The sequence below is a fragment of the Mycolicibacterium aubagnense genome (genome assembly GCF_010730955.1).
GTDB lineage: Bacteria > Actinomycetota > Actinomycetes > Mycobacteriales > Mycobacteriaceae > Mycobacterium > Mycobacterium aubagnense.
Genome location: NZ_AP022577.1, coordinates 58,412 through 76,538, shown reverse-complemented (window position 1 = coordinate 76,538; position 18,127 = coordinate 58,412). Strand labels below are relative to the sequence as shown.

Annotated in this window: 17 protein-coding genes and 13 tRNA genes; 23 read left to right on the top strand and 7 right to left on the bottom strand. The window is 63.6% G+C overall.

The window, feature by feature from the left end; translation table 11 throughout:
• Window positions 1-20: 20 nt before the first annotated feature.
• Both G6N59_RS00580 and eccB read right to left on the bottom strand, forming a co-directional pair.
• Entirely contained in the window at window positions 21-4,250 is a 4,230-nt protein-coding gene (locus tag G6N59_RS00580) for an FtsK/SpoIIIE domain-containing protein (RefSeq protein ID WP_138233449.1), read from the bottom strand.
• A 36-nt stretch (window positions 4,251-4,286) separates the two neighbouring features.
• Window positions 4,287-5,957, bottom strand: coding sequence for a type VII secretion protein EccB (gene eccB, locus G6N59_RS00575; protein ID WP_234884481.1), 1,671 nt, complete (start codon window positions 5,955-5,957; stop codon window positions 4,287-4,289).
• Window positions 5,958-6,227: 270 nt separating this feature from the next.
• On the opposite strand from eccB, the gene G6N59_RS00570 reads away from it, so the two are divergent.
• From G6N59_RS00570 to G6N59_RS00560, 3 genes are all read left to right on the top strand, one after another.
• On the top strand, window positions 6,228-6,476 hold the full coding sequence (locus G6N59_RS00570) for a helix-turn-helix domain-containing protein (RefSeq protein WP_138233451.1): 249 nt from the start codon (window positions 6,228-6,230) through the stop codon (window positions 6,474-6,476).
• Window positions 6,473-6,796, top strand: coding sequence for a hypothetical protein (locus G6N59_RS00565; RefSeq protein ID WP_138233452.1), 324 nt, complete (start codon window positions 6,473-6,475; stop codon window positions 6,794-6,796). The genes G6N59_RS00570 and G6N59_RS00565 overlap by 4 nt, the downstream gene beginning before the upstream one ends.
• Window positions 6,797-6,936: 140 nt before the next feature.
• Entirely contained in the window at window positions 6,937-7,083 is a 147-nt protein-coding gene (locus tag G6N59_RS00560) for a hypothetical protein (protein ID WP_163910769.1), read from the top strand.
• Window positions 7,084-7,387: 304 nt separating this feature from the next.
• Here the strand turns inward: G6N59_RS00560 and G6N59_RS00555 are convergent, their stop codons facing one another.
• Together G6N59_RS00555 and G6N59_RS00550 are read right to left on the bottom strand one after the other, a co-directional pair.
• Window positions 7,388-7,753 carry a hypothetical protein gene (locus G6N59_RS00555; RefSeq protein ID WP_138233453.1) on the bottom strand — a complete coding sequence of 122 codons (366 nt, stop codon included), beginning with the start codon at window positions 7,751-7,753 and terminating at the stop codon, window positions 7,388-7,390.
• Window positions 7,750-8,001, bottom strand: a complete 252-nt coding sequence (locus G6N59_RS00550) for a hypothetical protein (protein WP_138233454.1) — start codon at window positions 7,999-8,001, stop codon at window positions 7,750-7,752. Before G6N59_RS00550 ends, G6N59_RS00555 begins: the two co-directional genes overlap by 4 nt.
• A 655-nt stretch (window positions 8,002-8,656) precedes the next feature.
• Here G6N59_RS00550 and G6N59_RS00545 point away from each other — a divergent pair.
• Both G6N59_RS00545 and G6N59_RS00540 read left to right on the top strand, forming a co-directional pair.
• Window positions 8,657-9,172 (top strand): helix-turn-helix domain-containing protein, encoded by a 516-nt coding sequence (locus G6N59_RS00545; RefSeq protein WP_234884482.1) that lies wholly within the window; start codon window positions 8,657-8,659, stop codon window positions 9,170-9,172.
• Between the two features lie 116 nt (window positions 9,173-9,288).
• Window positions 9,289-9,498, top strand: a complete 210-nt coding sequence (locus tag G6N59_RS00540; protein ID WP_138233455.1) for a hypothetical protein — start codon at window positions 9,289-9,291, stop codon at window positions 9,496-9,498.
• A 247-nt stretch (window positions 9,499-9,745) separates the two neighbouring features.
• On the opposite strand, the gene G6N59_RS00535 is transcribed toward G6N59_RS00540, so the two are convergent.
• A complete protein-coding gene (locus G6N59_RS00535; protein WP_138233456.1) occupies window positions 9,746-10,078 on the bottom strand; it encodes a hypothetical protein in 333 nt (110 codons plus the stop codon).
• Between the two features lie 110 nt (window positions 10,079-10,188).
• Between G6N59_RS00535 and G6N59_RS00530 the strand changes: the two genes are divergently transcribed.
• Entirely contained in the window at window positions 10,189-10,497 is a 309-nt protein-coding gene (locus G6N59_RS00530) for a hypothetical protein (protein ID WP_138233457.1), read from the top strand.
• A 33-nt stretch (window positions 10,498-10,530) separates the two neighbouring features.
• Here the strand turns inward: G6N59_RS00530 and G6N59_RS00525 are convergent, their stop codons facing one another.
• Window positions 10,531-10,743: a hypothetical protein gene (locus tag G6N59_RS00525; RefSeq protein WP_138233458.1), complete on the bottom strand. Its 213-nt coding sequence runs from the start codon at window positions 10,741-10,743 to the stop codon at window positions 10,531-10,533.
• Between the two features lie 103 nt (window positions 10,744-10,846).
• On the opposite strand from G6N59_RS00525, the gene G6N59_RS00520 reads away from it, so the two are divergent.
• The 12 genes from G6N59_RS00520 (at window position 10,847) to G6N59_RS00465 (ending at window position 15,148) form a co-directional block, all read left to right on the top strand.
• Window positions 10,847-11,125 carry a cyclic-phosphate processing receiver domain-containing protein gene (locus tag G6N59_RS00520; protein WP_138233459.1) on the top strand — a complete coding sequence of 93 codons (279 nt, stop codon included), beginning with the start codon at window positions 10,847-10,849 and terminating at the stop codon, window positions 11,123-11,125.
• 886 nt (window positions 11,126-12,011) lie between these two features.
• Window positions 12,012-12,087: transfer RNA gene (locus tag G6N59_RS00515), tRNA-Lys, on the top strand.
• Window positions 12,088-12,263: 176 nt separating this feature from the next.
• Window positions 12,264-12,339: transfer RNA gene (locus G6N59_RS00510), tRNA-Gly, on the top strand.
• A 30-nt stretch (window positions 12,340-12,369) separates the two neighbouring features.
• A tRNA-Leu gene (locus tag G6N59_RS00505) sits at window positions 12,370-12,453 on the top strand.
• A 9-nt stretch (window positions 12,454-12,462) separates the two neighbouring features.
• Window positions 12,463-12,537 (top strand) — tRNA-Gln (locus G6N59_RS00500).
• Between the two features lie 33 nt (window positions 12,538-12,570).
• Window positions 12,571-12,645 (top strand) — tRNA-Gln (locus G6N59_RS00495).
• Between the two features lie 175 nt (window positions 12,646-12,820).
• Complete coding sequence (locus tag G6N59_RS00490; RefSeq protein ID WP_041799755.1) at window positions 12,821-14,056, top strand: IS256 family transposase; 1,236 nt, start codon at window positions 12,821-12,823, stop codon at window positions 14,054-14,056.
• A 103-nt stretch (window positions 14,057-14,159) separates the two neighbouring features.
• Window positions 14,160-14,234, top strand: a tRNA-Thr gene (locus G6N59_RS00485).
• Window positions 14,235-14,254: 20 nt separating this feature from the next.
• Window positions 14,255-14,330, top strand: a tRNA-Thr gene (locus G6N59_RS00480).
• Window positions 14,331-14,470: 140 nt separating this feature from the next.
• Window positions 14,471-14,543 (top strand) — tRNA-Gly (locus tag G6N59_RS00475).
• 50 nt (window positions 14,544-14,593) lie between these two features.
• Window positions 14,594-14,677 (top strand) — tRNA-Leu (locus G6N59_RS00470).
• Between the two features lie 396 nt (window positions 14,678-15,073).
• Window positions 15,074-15,148 (top strand) — tRNA-OTHER (locus G6N59_RS00465).
• Between the two features lie 182 nt (window positions 15,149-15,330).
• Here G6N59_RS00465 and G6N59_RS00460 read toward each other — a convergent pair.
• A protein-coding gene (locus tag G6N59_RS00460) for an IS3 family transposase (protein WP_163910766.1) occupies window positions 15,331-16,492 on the bottom strand; the annotation gives its coding sequence in 2 pieces (ribosomal slippage) (window positions 15,331-16,206 and window positions 16,208-16,492; 1,161 coding nt in all).
• A gap of 222 nt (window positions 16,493-16,714) precedes the next feature.
• Between G6N59_RS00460 and G6N59_RS00455 the strand changes: the two genes are divergently transcribed.
• The 5 genes from G6N59_RS00455 (at window position 16,715) to G6N59_RS00435 (ending at window position 18,121) form a co-directional block, all read left to right on the top strand.
• Window positions 16,715-16,787, top strand: a tRNA-Asn gene (locus tag G6N59_RS00455).
• Between the two features lie 14 nt (window positions 16,788-16,801).
• Window positions 16,802-16,874 (top strand) — tRNA-Ala (locus G6N59_RS00450).
• 58 nt (window positions 16,875-16,932) lie between these two features.
• Window positions 16,933-17,400 carry an HNH endonuclease gene (locus tag G6N59_RS00445; RefSeq protein WP_138230292.1) on the top strand — a complete coding sequence of 156 codons (468 nt, stop codon included), beginning with the start codon at window positions 16,933-16,935 and terminating at the stop codon, window positions 17,398-17,400.
• A 45-nt stretch (window positions 17,401-17,445) separates the two neighbouring features.
• Window positions 17,446-17,518 (top strand) — tRNA-Glu (locus G6N59_RS00440).
• Window positions 17,519-17,557: 39 nt separating this feature from the next.
• The gene (locus G6N59_RS00435) at window positions 17,558-18,121 is read left to right on the top strand and encodes a hypothetical protein (protein ID WP_138230291.1); all 564 of its coding nucleotides are present in this window, start codon (window positions 17,558-17,560) and stop codon (window positions 18,119-18,121) included.
• Window positions 18,122-18,127 lie beyond the last annotated feature (6 nt).

Below are 18,127 nucleotides of genomic sequence, written 5' to 3'. Positions count from 1 at the left end.
TTGTCGTAGAGCGCTTTCAGTTATCCGCGGGGCTCCGGAGTGACCCGAGCGGCCACGGCGTCGACGTCGAGGTGAGCTGTCTGCACCATCGTGTGTGTCTCTGCGTCGACGATAAGGCGGCCCTGCCCGGCGCGCCAACGAGCTGGACGCAGATGGAACGCCTGTGGGATCGGCTGACCCGACGACGGCTGTCCTGCCAGCTGCAGCATCGGTGCCATCAAGTTCTTACGCAGCGCCTCCAGGAACGGTGAGGCGTTCACCCGCTCGGCGAAGCCGCTGTTGTCCGCGACGATGAAGTGCACGCCGAGATCGATGCCTGTGGCCAGCAGCTTGGTGACGGTCCATCCGCCCTCTTCAACCTCATCGAACACCGTCTTGGCCATGTACCCCTCAGCGATAGCGGCGAAGTTGTCGACGAACACGTACACCTCAGGACCGTTGAAGTAGGTCCGATTTCGCAACTGGTCGATGGATGCATCATCGCTCGGCATGCGTGAAGCCATCAGCTGAGTCAGCATCCGCGCGGTATCACGGATGTCCTCGGCCGTGGTGATGTATCCCGGCGGGCGGGTGCGGCGCTTCTGGCCATCGGGGCCCGGCTCGCTGAAGCGGGCCGGCTTGACGAAGCCCCTGACGTAGAGCCGGTCGCGTTCGCCAAGGCTCTGGCGCAACGGGTCGATGCTGATGATCGACGCGGTTTTCGGCGAGTACTGGCGCATCACCGACTCCATCACCGATCGCAGGACGTTGGTCTTGCCGCAGCCCTTCTCGCCGTACACCAGCAGGTTTTGCGAGAAGTCCGGGATCGGCGCCAGGGCCAGCGTGTCCATGCGCATGCCCAGCGGCAGAAGGGTCCTAGACGGCATGCGCTGCGGATCGCTCAGCGGCGCGAACACCTCCCACACTCGTTCGAAGTCGATGACCGGGTCGGCCGGCAGCACCTTGGCCACCACTTCGTCGGCGAAGGCCTCGGTGAGCAGATCGGCAAGGCCCCGGATCTCCTCGCCGTAGTCGGTCACGTTGAACACCGCCATGCCCTTGTCGATACCGTCGGGTTCGATGGCGCGGTTGATCGGAACCACGGTGCGCGCCTGCAGTCCGGTGAACGGGTCAAATGAGCGGCCAGGCTGGTCGGTGGGTATACGGTCGCCCAGCGTCATCCGGATCTCGGCCTTCATCTTGGCTCCGGTGTAGTCCGCAGACGGCAGCTGCACCCCGCCGGGCAAGTCGATCGTGTAGTGCGGCGTGTTTCCCGCTTGCGCAGCGGCGCCGCTGTCTGCGGTGTAAACCAGGTGCACCCCCGCGGCCGAGCCCTGGTCCAGAATCGGCCGCAACAACTTGGCCCGCTCTGCTCGCTCCTCCCCGAGGAAGCCGCCGATGCCGTCGATCGCCACGATGATGTAGCCGTACGGGTCGCCGGCAACCGGATCGGTTGCTTTCGAGTCCAGGTAGGCATCGAAGTTCGGTGTTTCGCGATCCACCATCACCGTGCGGCGAAGTTCGATCAGCCTGCTGGCTTCGCCCAGGATGCGGGAGACGCTGTCGGCGTCGCCCGGGCGCGCGTAACTGGCGACGTTCGGCGCATTCTTGATCTCGCCGAGCTTGCCGGTGCCGTAGTCGGCAAGCATGAAGGCCAACCGCCCCGGCCCGTACTGCAGGCATCCGCACACCACCAACGTCTGCAGCAAGGTGGTGCGCCCCGATTTACCGCCACCGGCGATGACCTGGTGGGGCATGTTGGTTCCGAAGTCCAGGAACCACGGCAACCGTGTGTGCTTCTCGGGAGCATCGAGGTCACCAATCCGGATGCGCAGGCCCGATTGTTCCCGAGTCAGACCAAGCGTGGGCAGGCTCAGCGGCTCGCGCAGTGTGCGCTTCCACAGGTCCAGGGTTCGCATCTCGCGGAGTCGGGATACTTTATCCAGCAACACATCCGACATCTTGGTCGCGACTTCTTCTTCCGTGGTCACCGTTTCGGCATCGGCCTTGTGCGGCGTGAACCCCCGCTCAGTGAACAGCGGGAATGGCACGACAACTTCGGACACCGGTTCCGAGGATTCGAGGCCGGCGCGGGACCGCTCGACAACGGTGCGGCGGATGTACGGGCCCTCGTGATGGAACGCGGCCACTTCCACCGGAAGGGTATCGCTAGTGAACTTGCGCAGAATCTTGCCTTTGAGCTTGCCTTTTACCATCCGCGCGGCTTCGTCGGTGCCGAGCATGGCGATCGAATGCTGCGGCGAGTTCACCGACAGCGAGTACCGGAAGCTCAGGTGCTCGAACAGATCGCCAATGATGCTCTTGTCGATGAACTGGCTGCACATCAGCAGGTGCATGCCCAGTGACCGGCCGACGCGGCCGACTCGGATCAGCAGTTCCAGATATCCAGGGCGATCCTTGAGGAACTCGCCGAACTCGTCGATGATCACGATCAGATCCGGCAGCGCGGGCCACTCCGGGTCATCTGGGTGTTTGGCCTGCTGTTCGCGGTAATCGAAGATGTCTTTGCAGCCCTTTTCGGTGGTGATGAACGCTTCGCGGCGATCCACCTCACCGTTGATGACCGCACCGAGCCGGTCGACCAGCTCCATCGCGTTTTCCAAGTTGCTGATGTTGGCGATGACGTGGGGGACGTCATCCATGCCGAGGAAGGTCGCCCCGCCCTTGAAGTCGGCCAGGATCAGAGCGACCTTGTCCGGGCCGTACAGCGCGATGAGAGCCAGAACGATCGCGCGCAGGAAGTAGCTCTTGCCCGAGCCCGTACGCCCGGCCACCGCACCGTGCGGCCCGTTGCCGTCTCGGTTCTCCTCGTAGAAGTTCAGGTAGCTCAATTCCGGCTTCAGGTCATCGCCGCTGCGGGAGTAGCCGAACGGAACTTTGATCTCGTCGGTGTAGGCATTGGATTTCCAGACCTTGATGACGTCGTGGGTCTCGATGTCGCCGATATTGAGCACCTCGAAAAAGTCCGGGATGTGCTCGGGGCGATCATCTTTGACCTCCACACCCAGTCCGTATCCACGCGGCCGGTACCGGTACATCGCACGGGCGAACGTCTCGGCGGCCGCGATCGTCGTGGCGTCGGCGGCCGCCGCGTCGAAGTCCTGAATCGTCGACACCCGGCCGTCGCGCAGCAGGATGCGGCTCTTGGTGTCGGACACGAGGTCTGTTCCGTACCGGACCACCAGCCACGTCATGCTTTTGACTCCGCCAGCCATGCTGGCCGGCCAGGACACCACCTGATCGGGGGTATCGACGATGAGCAGCAGATGCGGCGGCCGCACTGAGTCTGAAGGGTTGCGCATCGCTTCGATCTGAGCGGCGTGGCGGGCCGCGAACTCGTCCAGGCTGCGCCAGGTCAGCAGGCGTGCACCCAGGCCTTTCTCGACCCGTGTCACGTCCTCGGTGTGCGGCATCCACTTGAGCCAATCCCATGCATCCGGATCGTCGGTGACCACACCGATGTTGAGGTCCGAGGGCTTGTGGTTGAACGCCAGCGACAGCAGCATCGAACGGACCAGGTCCAGTCGGGGACCCTCCTCGCCGCGCATCGCGTACGCGGGCCACTCATCCAGCCGCACATCGATCGGCAGATTGGCCACCACGCTGAGCGTGTTCATCAGGCGCTGATACCGCACCATCGTGGCAGGCTCCAGCATCTCGGGTACGACTTCGGGGGCTTCGACGAGCTTTGGGTACAAAGGCGCCACACCGATGCCCACGCGCGCACGCAGATACGGGTTGGAGGTCAGGTTCTTGACGTCCGGATCGGACTCGTCTTGCGTTGGCACCACCCGCCCGATCTCCGGCCTTGGGTCGGCTTGCCACATCTCTTCGGTTCCCACCAGCGACAAAAGGTCGGCCGGATGCGGGAAGCAGCTCGTGCGCAGGTCGTGCATGGACTGACCCTGCTCGTGGATCTCCACTCGCTGTTCGCGCAGCTTTAGGTCGTACTCTTCGATCTCTTGATCGATGTCGTCACCGCCCGCACCGCTGCGCGATTGCGACAGGTGCATGACCAGCATCATCAGCATCATCGGAATGCTGAACATCATCGAGGTGATGGCCCGCGTGCCCATGATGACGAACAGCGCCATCATGGCGACCATGAGTCCGACCATGATCAGCGGCAGAAGCCGCATCCAGATGGGCCGACGATCCGGAGCCGGCGCCTGCAACGGCGCTTCGACCGGGACTCCCGTCGAATTCAGTGACACCGCCGGCCGCGGAGGGTTGTTGACAATCTCGAACATCGAAGAGTCCTCTCAAATTTCGAAGATGCGGAAGGTTCAGTTGCCCGCGGCGGGGTCGGTCGACGTGGTCGGTGACGCCGTTGTTGTTGTCGAGGCAGCGCCGTTCGCGGGTTCGCCGTCAGCTGCAGGTGACTGCGACGGGGGCGCTGCGTCAGCAGGGGTCGCCGCCGGCGCGGGCGGCGGAGGGGGACTACCGACGCGGGTGGCTGGACTGGGCACCTGGGAGGCCGGCTTGATCATTCCCGGCTGCAATACCTGGGCGTTCTTGATCGACAACGTGGCCCCCGGCGCGTAGAGACGAGCCACCGCCCACGGGATCGGAAGTGGCGCAATCGAGTTCAGGCCGAGCGCTTTGACAGTCGGGTCGTAGGAGATCGCCGCGCTGCCGCCGCTTTCCGGCAAAACAGCGTCGATCGGATACCTTGTTCCATTTGGATCGATCCACAGCAGCTGCTCGGATGCCACCGAGTCGGCGTTATTGCCTGTGGTGCGCACGTACCATCCCGCCCCCGGACGCGTCACCGATTGTGTGGCCTGATCGACGGACCCGTCATTGGGGAGCAGCGTGACCGCAGCGATGCGTCCGGCTTCGTTGACCGGCATCCGCGAACTGGTGAAAACCCTTGTGTGGGCGCTCAATTCACCGACGGTCTTCGACCAGCTCCAGCACAGCGCGGGATCGGAGGTCAACGTCGGTACTGCAGACGGGAACCGGCTGTCATCCACGATCGACACGCGCGGCAGGTTCTGCACTGTCGCCGGATCCTCGACCAATTTCTGGGCCGACCCGGTGTTGATCATCATCTGCGCCAACACTGGCCCGACCAGCTGCACCCCGGTCTTGCCGACGAGGTAGAACGATCGCGAGCCAGAGGCCGTGGCCACGGTGAGCACATCGCCGACAGCAGAGCCGTTCACCGTTGGGCTGGGTTGCCCTTGGTCGGCGAGCCGCGGCGCGGTCAGCGCAGGAGAGGGCTGGATCGTTCCCAAAAGCGACGGGGATACATTCACCGCTGCGTCAATCGCCGCGGGGGTGAGGCCGAGCGCCGCCTGCGCTGCGAAGTCGTCGCGCCCGACCTGCGCGCGAGTGTCGCGGTACACCAGCCACAACTGCGAAGGATCGCTGGTGGGACGCACCAATTCGGCGCGGGTGCGGCCGAGATCCTCGCCACCGTCGAGCATGTCGTCGCCGGCTATCACAGCTGTAGTGATGTCTCCTGCCCGCAACAGCGACAGCGGGACCGCGGTGTCGCGCCAGTCGCACACCGTCCACGTGGCCTTGCGGTCGGTTCGTGGATCGAGCAGATCGGGTGCGCTGGGGATGCCCATGAGCTGCCCGGTGGGCATCGATCGAAGTGCCAGGTCCGTGACCACTTGTGCGGGGTCCGGCTTGCCCACGATCAGCCGTGCCGAGGCCAGATTGGTGACCGGGTGCAGCCTCCCGTTGAACTGCACGAACATGCCCCCGTTTCGGGTGGTCATGATCGCCGCGACGCTTCCGTCGGGCTTCGGGCTGATCAGGGACGTCACCAACGCGGCGACCAGGACCAAGCCGCCAGCCGCAGCACCCAGCCCCATCGCACCGCGTAAACGAGCCAGCGGGGATCCCAGGCCGCGCACATCTTGACGCGACAAGGCCTCGTCGACGCGGTTGAGTTCGCGACGGAACCCCTTGATCTGTCGGGGGGTGGTCAGATACCAGGGCACCTGCAGTCCTCCTCGCCTGGCACAGGCTCGGACAGCCGGTGCGTTTCAAGGCGTGAGGGTGGTCAATCAGAGCGGTATGGACACCATGCGGCGCGAGTCCGGCGGTCCCGGCTGCGAATCGCCGAGGGCAGCAGCCCTCCGGAAGCCGAAGACCACAGCCAGTTCTGATATTCTCTATTTTAGAGACATGAGGAGCCGTGACACATGAAGACCGCGACAGTGGCACCACAGCACCCAGGCGCCAATCGAGCCCCGGCAGTCAACGCCGGCATGACCAACGCCGGGCTCGGCGCCGCCATACGCAATGTGCGGCAACAGCAGAAAATGCACCAGGACCATCTGGCGGGCGTTACCGGCATCGACGCGAGCGTGGTCTCACGCATCGAGCGCGGTGAGCGCCCGTGCCGCGTCGCCGAGCTGGTGCTGCTGGCAGCGGGCCTGAATATCAGTGCCGATGAACTGGTGCGCCGCGCTGTGCAGCAGCAACGGTCCGCCGACAATGCCGGCAGCGACGAATGAGATTCGAGTTCAGTTTCGCCGGAGACACCGAAGTATTCACCGCTTTCGGCGGCGCCAACGATGCGAACGGCTGGATGTGTCCGGTCGTGGACCGCTCGACGCTTGTCGCGGTGGTCGACCACTGCCGCCGCCTGGGTGCAAATCCCGGCCTGGAGTTGAGGTTTGTTCGCGGCAGCGCGGCGTGGGTCCAGGAGTTTGCACCGGGCCCGAACGGGCGCCAGATGATTGCCGAGCGCCCGATGCTCACCGATGCCGCCGGCCACTACCTGCTGGATTTGGGGCTGCCGCTGGTCGCTCGCGAACTCAGCTGCAGCGGGTAAGCGTCTGCAACACACGCGCCACCGCAACACCGGCACCGCGCCGATCGCCGTCCAAAGCACCGGCGCCCGCTAACGTCCGCCCTCAGTCGCTGGCTAGGTCCTCCCCCAAGCTTCACCCACCACACAGCCCCGGAGGTCCCATGAACACGGTCATTATCTATGCCGCAATCTGTTTCGCTGCGGCTGGCGGGTTCGGCGCAGTGATCGGCGCGGTCGCCCGCAAGATGTTGAGCGCACGGCGCACACCGCAGGCTGAAAATGCGCCGCCGGAACAGCTGCCATCGTGAGACATTGACATTCTCACCGCTCCAAAGGACGGGGCATCTGCGCATACCAAGCGATCATGTCGAGAGCACCAGGTACACCGCGACGGCCAGAAGCACCCACAGGGCCGCGGAGATCACTAGCGCCCACATCAGGCCCCGGGCGACACTGGCGCCGGGATTGCGGTCCCGCCACCACTCATCGTCGGCCCAGCTCCGTTCTAAAGGGACGCCAGAACGTGGGCTGGCGGTAAACCACGCCGCGCCCGGTTTCCGCGACTGTCGTCGGTGAGGGAGGGCAGGCAAACCACATCGACTCGGCGCGTTCTCAGACATCTACGCGCCGAAACTGCCCGAGCTCGGCCCTAGCCTGCTCGAGACCGTCGAACGGAGCCCCAACGTGCTCAGGGGCGTGGGCCCACGGCCTGGCTGCGCAGTATTCCGCCACCTTGCACATGTCCCAGCTGCCGGCCGGGAGCCGGTAGGCCATAGCGCGGTGTTCCAGCGACGTCGACCGCAGCGTCACCACGGTGCGTTCGCAGGTTGCGTTGCGGTATGCCTTAATTCGCCCGTCACGCGTCACCGAGGTGACCACACCGACCACAACGCTTTCGCGCTCGCGAGTCGGCTCACCGAGCACGACCACACGCTCGGTCCGCACGAAGACCACACCGTCACCCCGCTTGAAGCTCACAACTCCCCCACTCGATCACGCCCGAACCACGAAACAGCACCGATGCCTGGGACCTGTTCAGGAGCCCACCCCTCGGCTGTGATGGCCCGAATCTCCTCAATCGCTTCCCGCCGCACGGCGTCGATGCCTTCGGCGGTGACGCACCGCGAGCAGTGCTGGCGCTGCATCCGCAAGATTTCGAGCACCGCTGCAACCGCGGCGAGCCGGTGGGCATCGGTGGCATCCCTTTCGGTGTCGCTGTCAGCCATGGGTCCGTCTCCGTTCCGTCGCGACGCAGTGAGGCATGCATTCGATCAAATTCTCTATTTTAGAGACCACGCAATCGAGTCTCGCTGCGGATCGTCGACTCACCCTTCGCTGCGCTGGCGCATACCTTCCCGAGATGAGAGGTAAGTTGCCCGTCTGACCTGGTGAAACGGTCAATAAATCCGTCGCCGCTGGCATCTACCTGCATCAACAGGTAGGCGTCGTGGCAACCGGGGGTGCCTCTGCAGAACCCTCTCCCGATACCTGTAGGGGTATCTAGATGCGTTACATTTTTAATTAGTTCTACTAGTTACATATCCTGATCTGGATGTTCTCTGTTTTAGCAAGTATCCGGACACAGAGGCACCCCCGGTTACCACGACAGCTACGTTAAACCTCAGCGCAGCAAGGATTCTGACCGCAGTGTTGACAGTTTCCACAGGTCAGACGGGAAAGTCAGGCCTCGTTTCGGGGAGGTATGCGCCAACCGCAAGCCGCGATCGGACGGAAACACTCACGAAAAGCAAGTAACCGACGACAGACCAAAACCTCTGACCACGACGAGCACGCCAAAAGGTGGTGACCGCTGCTCGCGGAGATGTCACGTCCCGGTCGCGCCCCATAGACGGGCATGGGGGCCGATCGGTATTCTCTGCTTTGGAGAATCGCAGCGATAGAGAGGAAAGCCGCTCCATGCCAATTCATGCGCAGCGCACATTCGACCTTCCAGACACCGCGGTGGGCGCCGCTCTGAAAGTCGCCCGCGGCGAATGCTGCCTCGATCTACGTGACGCCGCCGACGCTGCCGGTCTCGATTGGCGCGTACTTTCGCGCATTGAACGCGGTGAGCGGCCATGCCGAGTGACCGAGCTGGTGGCTTTGGCCGAGGCCTATCACCTGGCGGCGGATGTCCTACTCCTCGCCATCCTCGGCGACGAAGAAGCGCTGGCGCATGTGGAAGAGCTGACTCCGCCACCGGCGGAAGGTCCGGCTGAAGAAGCTCGACACCTAACCGCGAGCCAGCGATCCGCGATTCGCAAAGCAACCGCCGCCGCCGCCGCTGAGCACGGCCGGCAGTGGACCAAGCTAAACACGGTCACCAAACTCGCCGAAAAATACGGGATCTCCTCTGCAACCGTCGAACATCTACACAACACCGACCCAGCGAAGTAGCTGTCACGTCCCTGCGGTCGCGCTGACGGAGCGTAGGCCCCCCGGCCACGTTCCGGTAGCAAGCAACCGCACCCGTACGGAGACCATGTTCTACAGGTGCATCGAAGGAGCCCGCAATGAGCGTCGCCGATGATTTCTCGACTGGAAGCAAAGTGCGAATCCTTGTTCATCGCAGCGGAGTCGTGCCAGTCAACCCGGGTGATGTCGCCACTGTTCGTAGCGTCGGGCTCAACGACTTGCAGCAGGTCAGCGTTTCAGTCACCGCTGTACTGGCCAGCGGGACCGTCCACACCGAGTTTGCTCCCGAAGAACTGGAACGCGTCTGACCGCGCTACGCAACCACCATCCCTGAGCGAAGATCAGCGAAAGTGGGGGACTCGCACCTGAATCGGACGGCGCGGTCTACGGATGGGCATACTGCCCGAAATCAGCGACGACGATCGAAGAATCGTTTCTGCACGCAGCACATTGCGCGAAAACCGCAGCTGCAAACCGGATCCCTGCCGGCGCGATCGACCCTGCGCCGATCGATGTTCGACCGTGAGGGAGGCCGATCAGCGGCACCCGAGGCCGCTAGACGCGATGGATGGCGCTGTACCACGTGGTGCATGCTTCGGCGAACACGCCCGCCCGCCGAAGCCGGTCCTGGAGCTGATCATGTAGTTCGTACTGGCCGTAGTCCAGGTTGAAGGCGCAGGCGTGGTCACCGCCGTCATGGGTGATGATCAGCAGCGAGGAGATGCCGTGCTGCTCGCCCCGATCGAGCCACTGCTGCGGTGTGTAGAAATGGCCACCGCCACCGTGGTTTTCGAGTCCGTGTTCTTTCAGAAATTCTCGAATGACCTGTGCCGCCGCGGCCCCCTCTGTGCTCAGTTCATCTGGGATGGGCCAGACTTCATCACTCATGACGGTGATCATCGGTTCTGTAACGGCACATCCTGCAGTCAGGCGCGAGCTGCGCCGTGCGTCGCGTCATCGACTAGTTTGAGCTTCCCGGGTATGGCATCAGCGTCGGCTTGAAGGTGGGAATCGGCGGCGGGGTGTACGTTGCGGTCACGGTGACAGTGGTCGCCGATGGTGCTGGCCCGGCTGCGGGGCACGCCGATGCCGGCGGCGGCGGTGGCGGATCACCCTCCGGGTCGGCTGAGGACGGTGCACCCGTCGCGATCACCGCGGTGACCAGCGCGCACCCCACCAGGAGCAACCTGAACAACCCAAATCTCGTCGTTGACCGCCGCATGGCCGTGTCCTGCGCGCGCGCTGGAGTCTTCACCGCTTTTCCTCTCGCTGGGCTGGGGACTTCCGTTGCCCGCCAGAGTTACTGACAATGCATGCGTGACACGTCCGCGGCGCGGACCTCAGAGATGCTCTGCCGATACTGGATCGAACAGGCATCGTTTGAGCGAGTCGTGCCATTCCCGCGCACCACCCATTCCGGGCGGACCGAGCTCTTCGAGCGCCGCGTCGATCAACCCGAACTCACTGTCGGTGAGATACGGGGATCCGTTGAGGGTTTTGCGTTCCCGGCAAAGATCACGCAGGCCGGTAAGAATTTCTGATGCCATGGTCATGGCATCTATTGTCACCGACCGCGACGGGTGATTGTCCGCTAAACAAAACCGAGCGGGCATAAATAATGATGCTCGTCGAGCAGCGAAGCTACAGAATCGGTGCATGCTCCTTTGGGTCGATGACGAGCGGCCGGCGCCGGCCGGATGGGTGTGGGCGCGGACGTCAGCTGAAGCGTTGGCACATCTGCTCGGGGACGTCATAGTCGAGGCCATCAGCCTCGACCACGACCTCGGTGGTGAGGACACAACCCGGCCGGTGGTGCTGGCTCTGTGCGAGCGCGGCGATTGGCCGGCAAAGGTGTTTGTGCACACCGCCAACCCGGTCGGCAGAGAATGGTTAGAGGGCATGATCCGCCGCTACGGTCCCGGGGTTTGTCGCTGAGGAGTGATGTCATGTCCTCGCAACATGGGCACGCCGAGTAGCTGATACTCCTCGCCCCAGTAGAGATTGACCTCGAGCCACAGCCCGAACTGGTTGGTTGGCAGCTTGATTCGGTCGCAGCATCACCTACGTCGGCGTGTCGAGAATTTCGCTCGGATTCGTCGGCGGCCGGTGCTACCGTCGACCCATGGCCTCGATACGCCGCAATGAGATGACCGCCGGGGTGCGCTTTGCACCCACGGCGGCCTTGTCGTGGCTGGAATCGGTCATCGAGAAACTGCAGCCAACCCAGGCCCAGTACCTGTATTTCAGTGGCTCCCGATGCTTCCGGTCATCCCGGTTTGACCTTTCCGTCCAAGTAATGGACGAGCGCCCCGACCGGAAGCTAGGGCCAGAAAACAACTCTCATAAGAATCACAAACTCTTCGTTTGCGCAGGCAGGGACGTCGCTTGACGTTCCTGTAGTTCAACATGTTTTCAAATATGTTGCACCACAGTGCAATTCGGATAATTCCGCTTTACAAACCGCCAAATCCGTAGCACCATTCTTCTCGCCGCCGGATACGGACCCCGCCCAAAGCGGACCGGCTTCGGCCCGCGGCACTTGAACTGTTCAGGTCCGCACCGCAACTTGAGAACTTCACAGTGTGTGATGCGCTGTCCCGCAGTGGGATTGGCGAACAAACCGCCTCGGCGACCGAGGCCCCAAGGGGCCACGAACCCGGTCAGCCAGACGTGCCACTTCGCCGCACTCCCCCGCGCGGGACAGCGATCGGGCGCCGCCATGCGCCCGGAAATTCACGCGCACCGACGTCCCCAAGACGTCGTGCGCATGTGAAACCGTCTCTGCTGAATCAGTGAATATTGCTGCAGCAGAGACGGTTACGCGCCGCTAGCTCAGTCGGTAGAGCAGCTGACTCTTAATCAGCGGGCCGGGGGTTCGATCCCCTCGCGGCGCACCAGGCGAGACGTGCGGATGGTCAGTCCCGCACACATATCACCGGTGACGCCGGGTACACGGCCGCAGTGCCGCAGCCACCGCCATCCGGCCATCTATCCAACTCGCGAGATCCTCCGGTGTCAGAGCCTGCCTGGGCGGCATCGATAGGCGTGAAAACGTACCGCCGACCGCCCATATGCGGATGTAGCTCAGCTGGCAGAGCGCCACCCTTCCAAGGTGGATGTCGCGGGTTCGATGCCCGTCGTCCGCTCCATGCAAGATTGCTCGCACACGCTGCAACACTGGCTCTCTGGCGTAACTGGCAGCCGCGCCGGCCTCAAACACCGGTGCCCTCATGGGCGTGCGGGTTCGACTCCCGCGGGAGCCACAGTTTCGATGCCCCGTAGCACAATTCGGTAGTTGCGCCTGGCTTTGGACCGGGAGGTTGAAGGTTCGATCCCTTCCGGGGCAGCAGGTCGGCGGACCATAACCGCACCAAGAACCTTGCCCCGTGATGTAGCTGGCAGCATGACTGATTCTGGATCAGTTCGTCTTGGTTCAAATCCAGGCGGGGCAGCCATGAATGTCGCACGGCTGCCAATCGCAGCCGTGCCAACAACGGGTTGCGTCCATCAAGGTGGTGTACGAGTCGGACCTGATCAGCGGTACCGGCGTGTCGTAGCCGAGTGATTGAAGGTCATCGCGTGATTCTTCGAGAGACCGTCCAAAGTCACTCGAGCAAAGGAATCGACGCGATGACCACTGCCCACAATATCGATCTGCCCACTGTGCTGGCCGAACGACTCACCACTGCCCATCCCGACGTGCTGCGCGAGCTGCTGGCCACGTTCATCCACACCCTGATGGGCGCCGAAGCCGACGCCCTATGCGGTGCCGGCTACGGCGAACGCTCGGCTGAGCGCACCAATTCCCGCAACGGCTACCGACACCGTCAATTCGACACCCGTGCAGGGACTTTGGATCTTGCGATCCCGAAGCTGCGGCAAGGATCCTACTTCCCGGACTGGCTGCTGGAGCGCCGTAAACGCGCCGAGCGGGCCCTGACCACGGTGGTGGCGACGTGTTACCTGCTTGGTGTCTCGACGCGGCGGATGGACAAGCTGGTCGAGACCCTGGGCATCACGTCGTTGTCGAAGTCGCAGGTGTCGGTGATGGCCAAGGAACTCGACGCCGCCGTGGAGGCGTTCCGGACCCGGCCGCTCGATGCCGGCCCGTATACGTTCGTCGCTGCGGACGCTCTGGTGCTCAAGGTGCGTGAAGCCGGCCGGGTGGTCAACGTGCACGCCCTGATCGCCGTCGGGGTCAACGCCGAGGGCTACCGCGAGATCCTGGGAATCGATGTCACGACCGCTGAGGACGGGGCGGGCTGGTTGACGTTCTGGCGGTCGTTGACCGCCCGCGGCCTGTCCGGGGTCAAACTGGTCACCAGCGACGCCCACGCCGGGCTGGTCGCCGCCATCGGGGCCACCCTGCCCGGAGCGGCGTGGCAGCGCTGCAGAACCCACTACACGACCAACCTGATGTCCGTCACTCCCAAGAGTTCGTGGCCCTGGGTGCGCACCCTGCTGCACTCGGTGTTCGACCAACCTGACGCTGAATCCGTTGCTGCTCAATATGATCGGATCATCGACGCATTGTCCGACAAGCTGCCCAATGTCGCCGATCACCTCGAAGCGGCGCGGCCGGATCTGCTGGCGTTCACCGCGTTCCCCAAGCAGATCTGGCGCCAGATCTGGAGCAACAATCCCCAGGAACGACTCAACAAGGAGATCCGCCGGCGCACCGACGTCGTGGGCATCTTCCCCGACCGCGCGGCCCTGATCCGTCTCGTCGGAGCAGTGCTGGCCGAACAACACGACGAATGGGCCGAGTCGCGGCGCTACCTCGGCCTCGACGTTCTGAGCAAATCACGCACCGTCAACGACACCCCAACCGAACAGGAGGCTACCCCCGCGGCACTGCCCGCCTGACCCAACTACCTCGAAGAATCACACGACGACGTCATACACCACGTCCCTGGACTTGACCCAACAACGCAGCGGACAACGCCGCGGGTCCGTGCTGAACGCACCTGCCCTGATAGCTCAGTCTGGCCAGAGCGTCCGCCCTGTAAGCGGAGTGTCGCCGGTTCGAATCCGGCTTGGGGCTCTCGCTTTTCGCAACACACTGCCTTCATAGCTCAGTGGCACGAGCGCGCCCTTGGTATGGGCGAGGCCCCGGGTTCGATCCCCGGTGAAGGCTCCACGGTTGTCGGTAACCATCCGCTGCGCGAGCGGAACGCGGAACCGTCAGACCCGGATCCCCTCGGTCCATGCAGGGGCAATACGGCGGTGTCGGCCGCGCTGGGCAAGTCAGCTGCAGCTGGTCGAAAGTCGTGGGCTGACGTGGATGTGGCGCAGCTGGTAGCGCGTCTCGTTGCCAACGAGAAGGCCGCGGGTTCGATCCCCGTCATCCGCACTAGGTTCAACTCCGCCGAACACCGCGGCTTGGAGTGCGCCTGACACAATGCCCGTTTGGCGGAAATGGAAGACGCCCCGGTTTCAGGAACCGGTGTCCGAGAGGGCGTGGGGGTTCGAGTCCCCTGACGGGTACAAAGAGGCATGGCTCATACCCGGGAGCGATCCCGGCGAAAGGCGAGGCTGACAGCTCGCCGCCACACCGAAAGGTGCGGTACCCCATGCAATCCGCGTCGTTGGATCGTCTCTACTGGGGGCGGTGAGCGGCCCGAGCCAGGTGTGAGGAATGGCGAATGCTGACCTCACCGCAGTGACGCACTGCGGAGCACCGCGCACGGCGAGGGACGCTCTCGACGCGGAAGGGTTCCACCTAGTCCGAGCGCGCCAAGCGAGGGCGGAACCCATGAACGCAGATGCCGGTCGGCGGATCGGTCGAAGCGGGAGAGCGCAGCGGCCTGGCAGCCAAGCGTGAGGGTGTGAAGCATTCTGTGACTCAAAAGGTCACGGAACTTCGCGGGAGAGCACATCCTCAGTCAAGCACTAGCTCAATCGGTAGAGCAATCGTCTGTAAACGAAGGGTCGCTGGTTCAAATCCGGCGTGCACTCAAGCGAAAGCCTTTCCCTGCCATGGTCCGACAGCGCCGTAATCCTCGACCTCGCAAGGGGAATCGAGGCAGCCGTGAACTCGCAAGGCGATCGGCTGTCCGTGAGGCGGTAGTGCAGCGTAGGGGTTAGCTGCTCCTGCGCGAAGCGAAAGGGTCTGCTGCACGATCAGGTGACAGTTTCGGTCACGCGGCCTGACTGGCCGGTGTGGTCATGATTGCTTCGAATTCGATCGGGGTCAACCGCCCGAGGCCGGACTGGCGGCGGCGCCGGTGGTAGGTGCGCTCGATCCAGGTGACGATCGCGATACGGAGTTGTTCTCGGGTGTCCCAGCGGCGGCGGTCGAGCACGTTCTTCTGCAGCAGGCTAAAGAAGCTCTCCATGGCGGCGTTGTCGCCGGCGGCTCCGACACGGCCCATAGAGCCGACCATCTCGTGTTGATTCAAGGCGTGTACGAATTTCCTTGACCGGAACTGAGATCCGCGATCCGAGTGCAGAATGCACCCCGCGACATCTCCGCGTCGGGCTACCGCGCTGTGTAGTGCCCGGATGGCCAGTTGTGACTTCATTCGGGAGTCGATGCTGTAGCCGACGATCCGGTTGGAGAACACGTCCTTAATCGCACAGAGGTAGAGCTTGCCCTCACCGGTGCGGTGCTCAGTGATGTCACTGAGCCACAACTGATTTGGCCCTTCAGCGGTGAAGTCACGCTCGACAAGATCGTCGTGCACCGGCGGCCCGACTTTGCCGTTCTTGCCGCGTTTCTTACCAAACACGCTCCACAGTCGATTCTGCGAGCAGATCCGCCATGCGGTGCGCTCGGCCATCGGCTCGCCGGCATCGCGCGCCTCCTCCACGAGGTAGCGGTAGCCGAACTCCGGATCGTCTGCGTGCGCGTCGAACAGCGCATTGGCGCGGTAGGCCTCGATGAGTTCGGCCTCGGTGATGGGGTCGGCCAGCCAGCGGTAATACGGTTGGCGGGAGAGCTTGAGTACCCGGCACGTCACCGCGACGGGGATCCCGTCGGCGGCGAGCTCTTTCACGAGCGGGTAGACCCTTTCCCGGCAGATTGGCCTGCGATAAATACGCTGCGGCCCGACGCAGCACCTCGTTCTCTTGCTCTAGCAGTTTGATCCGCCGTCGGGCTTCGCGCAGCTCACCGGACTCGCTGGCGCTCTTGCCGGGCTTGGTGCCTTCGTCGATGTCGGCCTGACGGAGCCATTTCTGCAGCGTCATCGGGTGCACTCCGAAATCGGTGGCGATCTGCTCGATCGTTACACCGTCATCGCGGTTGCGAGCGACCCGGACGACGTCGTCGCGGAACTCGCGGGGGTAGGGCCTTGCCATGGGGACATCCTTCCAGCCCGCCCATGCTGGGCAAGCCAACTCAGATGTCACCTATTCGTGCAGCAGACCCAAACCTGCGGAGTAGACCGTGGCATGACGAGTGGCTGCCGTTAGCAGCTCGGCGCGGCGGGTACCAGCGGGAGCTGGTGGACAAGTCGGGAAACGATAATCCGACGAGAGACCGTCACGGGTGGGTCAAGTCTCAGCCCCACCTACAAACAGTGGTCCGTAGCTCAAATGGCAGAGCACGCGATTGTTAATCGCGCCGTTGAAGGTTCGAGTCCTTCCGGGCCAGCGCATCACCCCGCCGGGGGCTTAGCTCAGTTGGTAGAGCGCCTGCTTTGCAAGCAGGTTGTCAGGGGTTCGAATCCCCTAGCCTCCACGTCCAACCACCCGACAATGACTGGCCCGCCATACGATTCGAGAGGAGGCGCGGCGCCATGACCACGTTCCTATCCGCACCTGCCGTCGAAGTGTTCAACGCGGATTACAGCCCTCTAAACCGTGTCGACCTACCGGCCGCTGTATCCATGCTGATGCGTGAGGTGGCGTACGCACTGGAGCCGCATGACCCTCCACGGGTTGTGCGCTCGCCCAGCACCGAAGTCGAAGTGCCCAAGTCACTGATGCTGAAGCGATACGCACCGGTCCCCTACCGGCGCGATCGTGACTCTGCCTCGCGGAGCGAGATCCTGAACAGAGACGACCACATGTGTCAGTTCGTCGGCTGCGGTGCGCGCGCCACCACGATCGACCACGTGTTCCCGCGCTCACGCGGTGGCTCAGTGACTGCGTGGACTAACCAGGTCGCGGCCTGCGAACCGTGCAACAACCGCAAAGCCGACCGCACCCCAGAAGAGGCCGGCATGCGCCTGGTCCGGGAGCCGTTCCGGCCGGCGCACATCTGAGACGACGGGGAACGGTCCCGTGACGGCCCGGATAGACGGGCGCCTGGTCCTGTGGAGCAACTGGTAGCTCACCGCCCTCTCACGGCGGACGTTGCGGGTTCGAACCCCGTCAGGACTTCTCTGAAATCCCCCACGCCCGCATGGAAAGGCGACCGTAATGACTGCAGTCTGGCTGCTCGACTTCGACGGCGTCATCAACGCCCTGTCCAAACGCGGCGGACGCTCCTACTGGCCGGAATGGTCGTCGGCCACGGTGGCCCACCCCGAGGGGGACCTGACCAGTGCTGGCGATCCGGTGCATTTGCCGCTGCTCTGGTCACCAGCGGTGATCGCGGTCATCGCCGAAGCTGCACGTGCCGGTATCGATGTTCGTTGGTTGTCGACATGGCGGGAGCACACGAAGCGCCTACCCGAGATTATCCCCGGCCTTCCGGACCTACCCTGGCTCGACGAGACCATTCTCGACACACGTGCCAGCGACGACCTCGATCCCAGGCTCGCGATGGAGTCGGGTCCGTGGAAGGTCTTGGTGGCCAGGGCTTTCGTGCCCGCCGGCGCCGCGCTGTTGTGGACCGAGGACTCGCTCACAGTGGATCTGCTTTCAGAAAGCTGGCGGCGGTCACGAACCGCGCCCACCACGTTGATCAGGCCGAGGCCGGCGACAGGCCTGATTTCACGCGAGGTCAACGAGATTCGCGAATGGATCCACACCCACGCGTGATCGATG

Coding starts and splice junctions, on each gene's coding strand:
- G6N59_RS00565 (WP_138233452.1), top strand. CDS start 6,473: ATGAGATTCGAGTTCAGTTTCGCCGGAGACACCGAAGTATTCACCGCT.
- G6N59_RS00520 (WP_138233459.1), top strand. CDS start 10,847: ATGCTCCTTTGGGTCGATGACGAGCGGCCGGCGCCGGCCGGATGGGTG.
- G6N59_RS00435 (WP_138230291.1), top strand. CDS start 17,558: ATGACTGCAGTCTGGCTGCTCGACTTCGACGGCGTCATCAACGCCCTG.
- G6N59_RS00445 (WP_138230292.1), top strand. CDS start 16,933: ATGACCACGTTCCTATCCGCACCTGCCGTCGAAGTGTTCAACGCGGAT.
- G6N59_RS00490 (WP_041799755.1), top strand. CDS start 12,821: ATGACCACTGCCCACAATATCGATCTGCCCACTGTGCTGGCCGAACGA.
- G6N59_RS00535 (WP_138233456.1), bottom strand. CDS start 10,078: ATGAGTGATGAAGTCTGGCCCATCCCAGATGAACTGAGCACAGAGGGG.
- G6N59_RS00570 (WP_138233451.1), top strand. CDS start 6,228: ATGACCAACGCCGGGCTCGGCGCCGCCATACGCAATGTGCGGCAACAG.
- G6N59_RS00560 (WP_163910769.1), top strand. CDS start 6,937: ATGAACACGGTCATTATCTATGCCGCAATCTGTTTCGCTGCGGCTGGC.
- G6N59_RS00550 (WP_138233454.1), bottom strand. CDS start 8,001: ATGGCTGACAGCGACACCGAAAGGGATGCCACCGATGCCCACCGGCTC.
- G6N59_RS00540 (WP_138233455.1), top strand. CDS start 9,289: ATGAGCGTCGCCGATGATTTCTCGACTGGAAGCAAAGTGCGAATCCTT.
- G6N59_RS00580 (WP_138233449.1), bottom strand. CDS start 4,250: ATGTTCGAGATTGTCAACAACCCTCCGCGGCCGGCGGTGTCACTGAAT.
- G6N59_RS00525 (WP_138233458.1), bottom strand. CDS start 10,743: ATGACCATGGCATCAGAAATTCTTACCGGCCTGCGTGATCTTTGCCGG.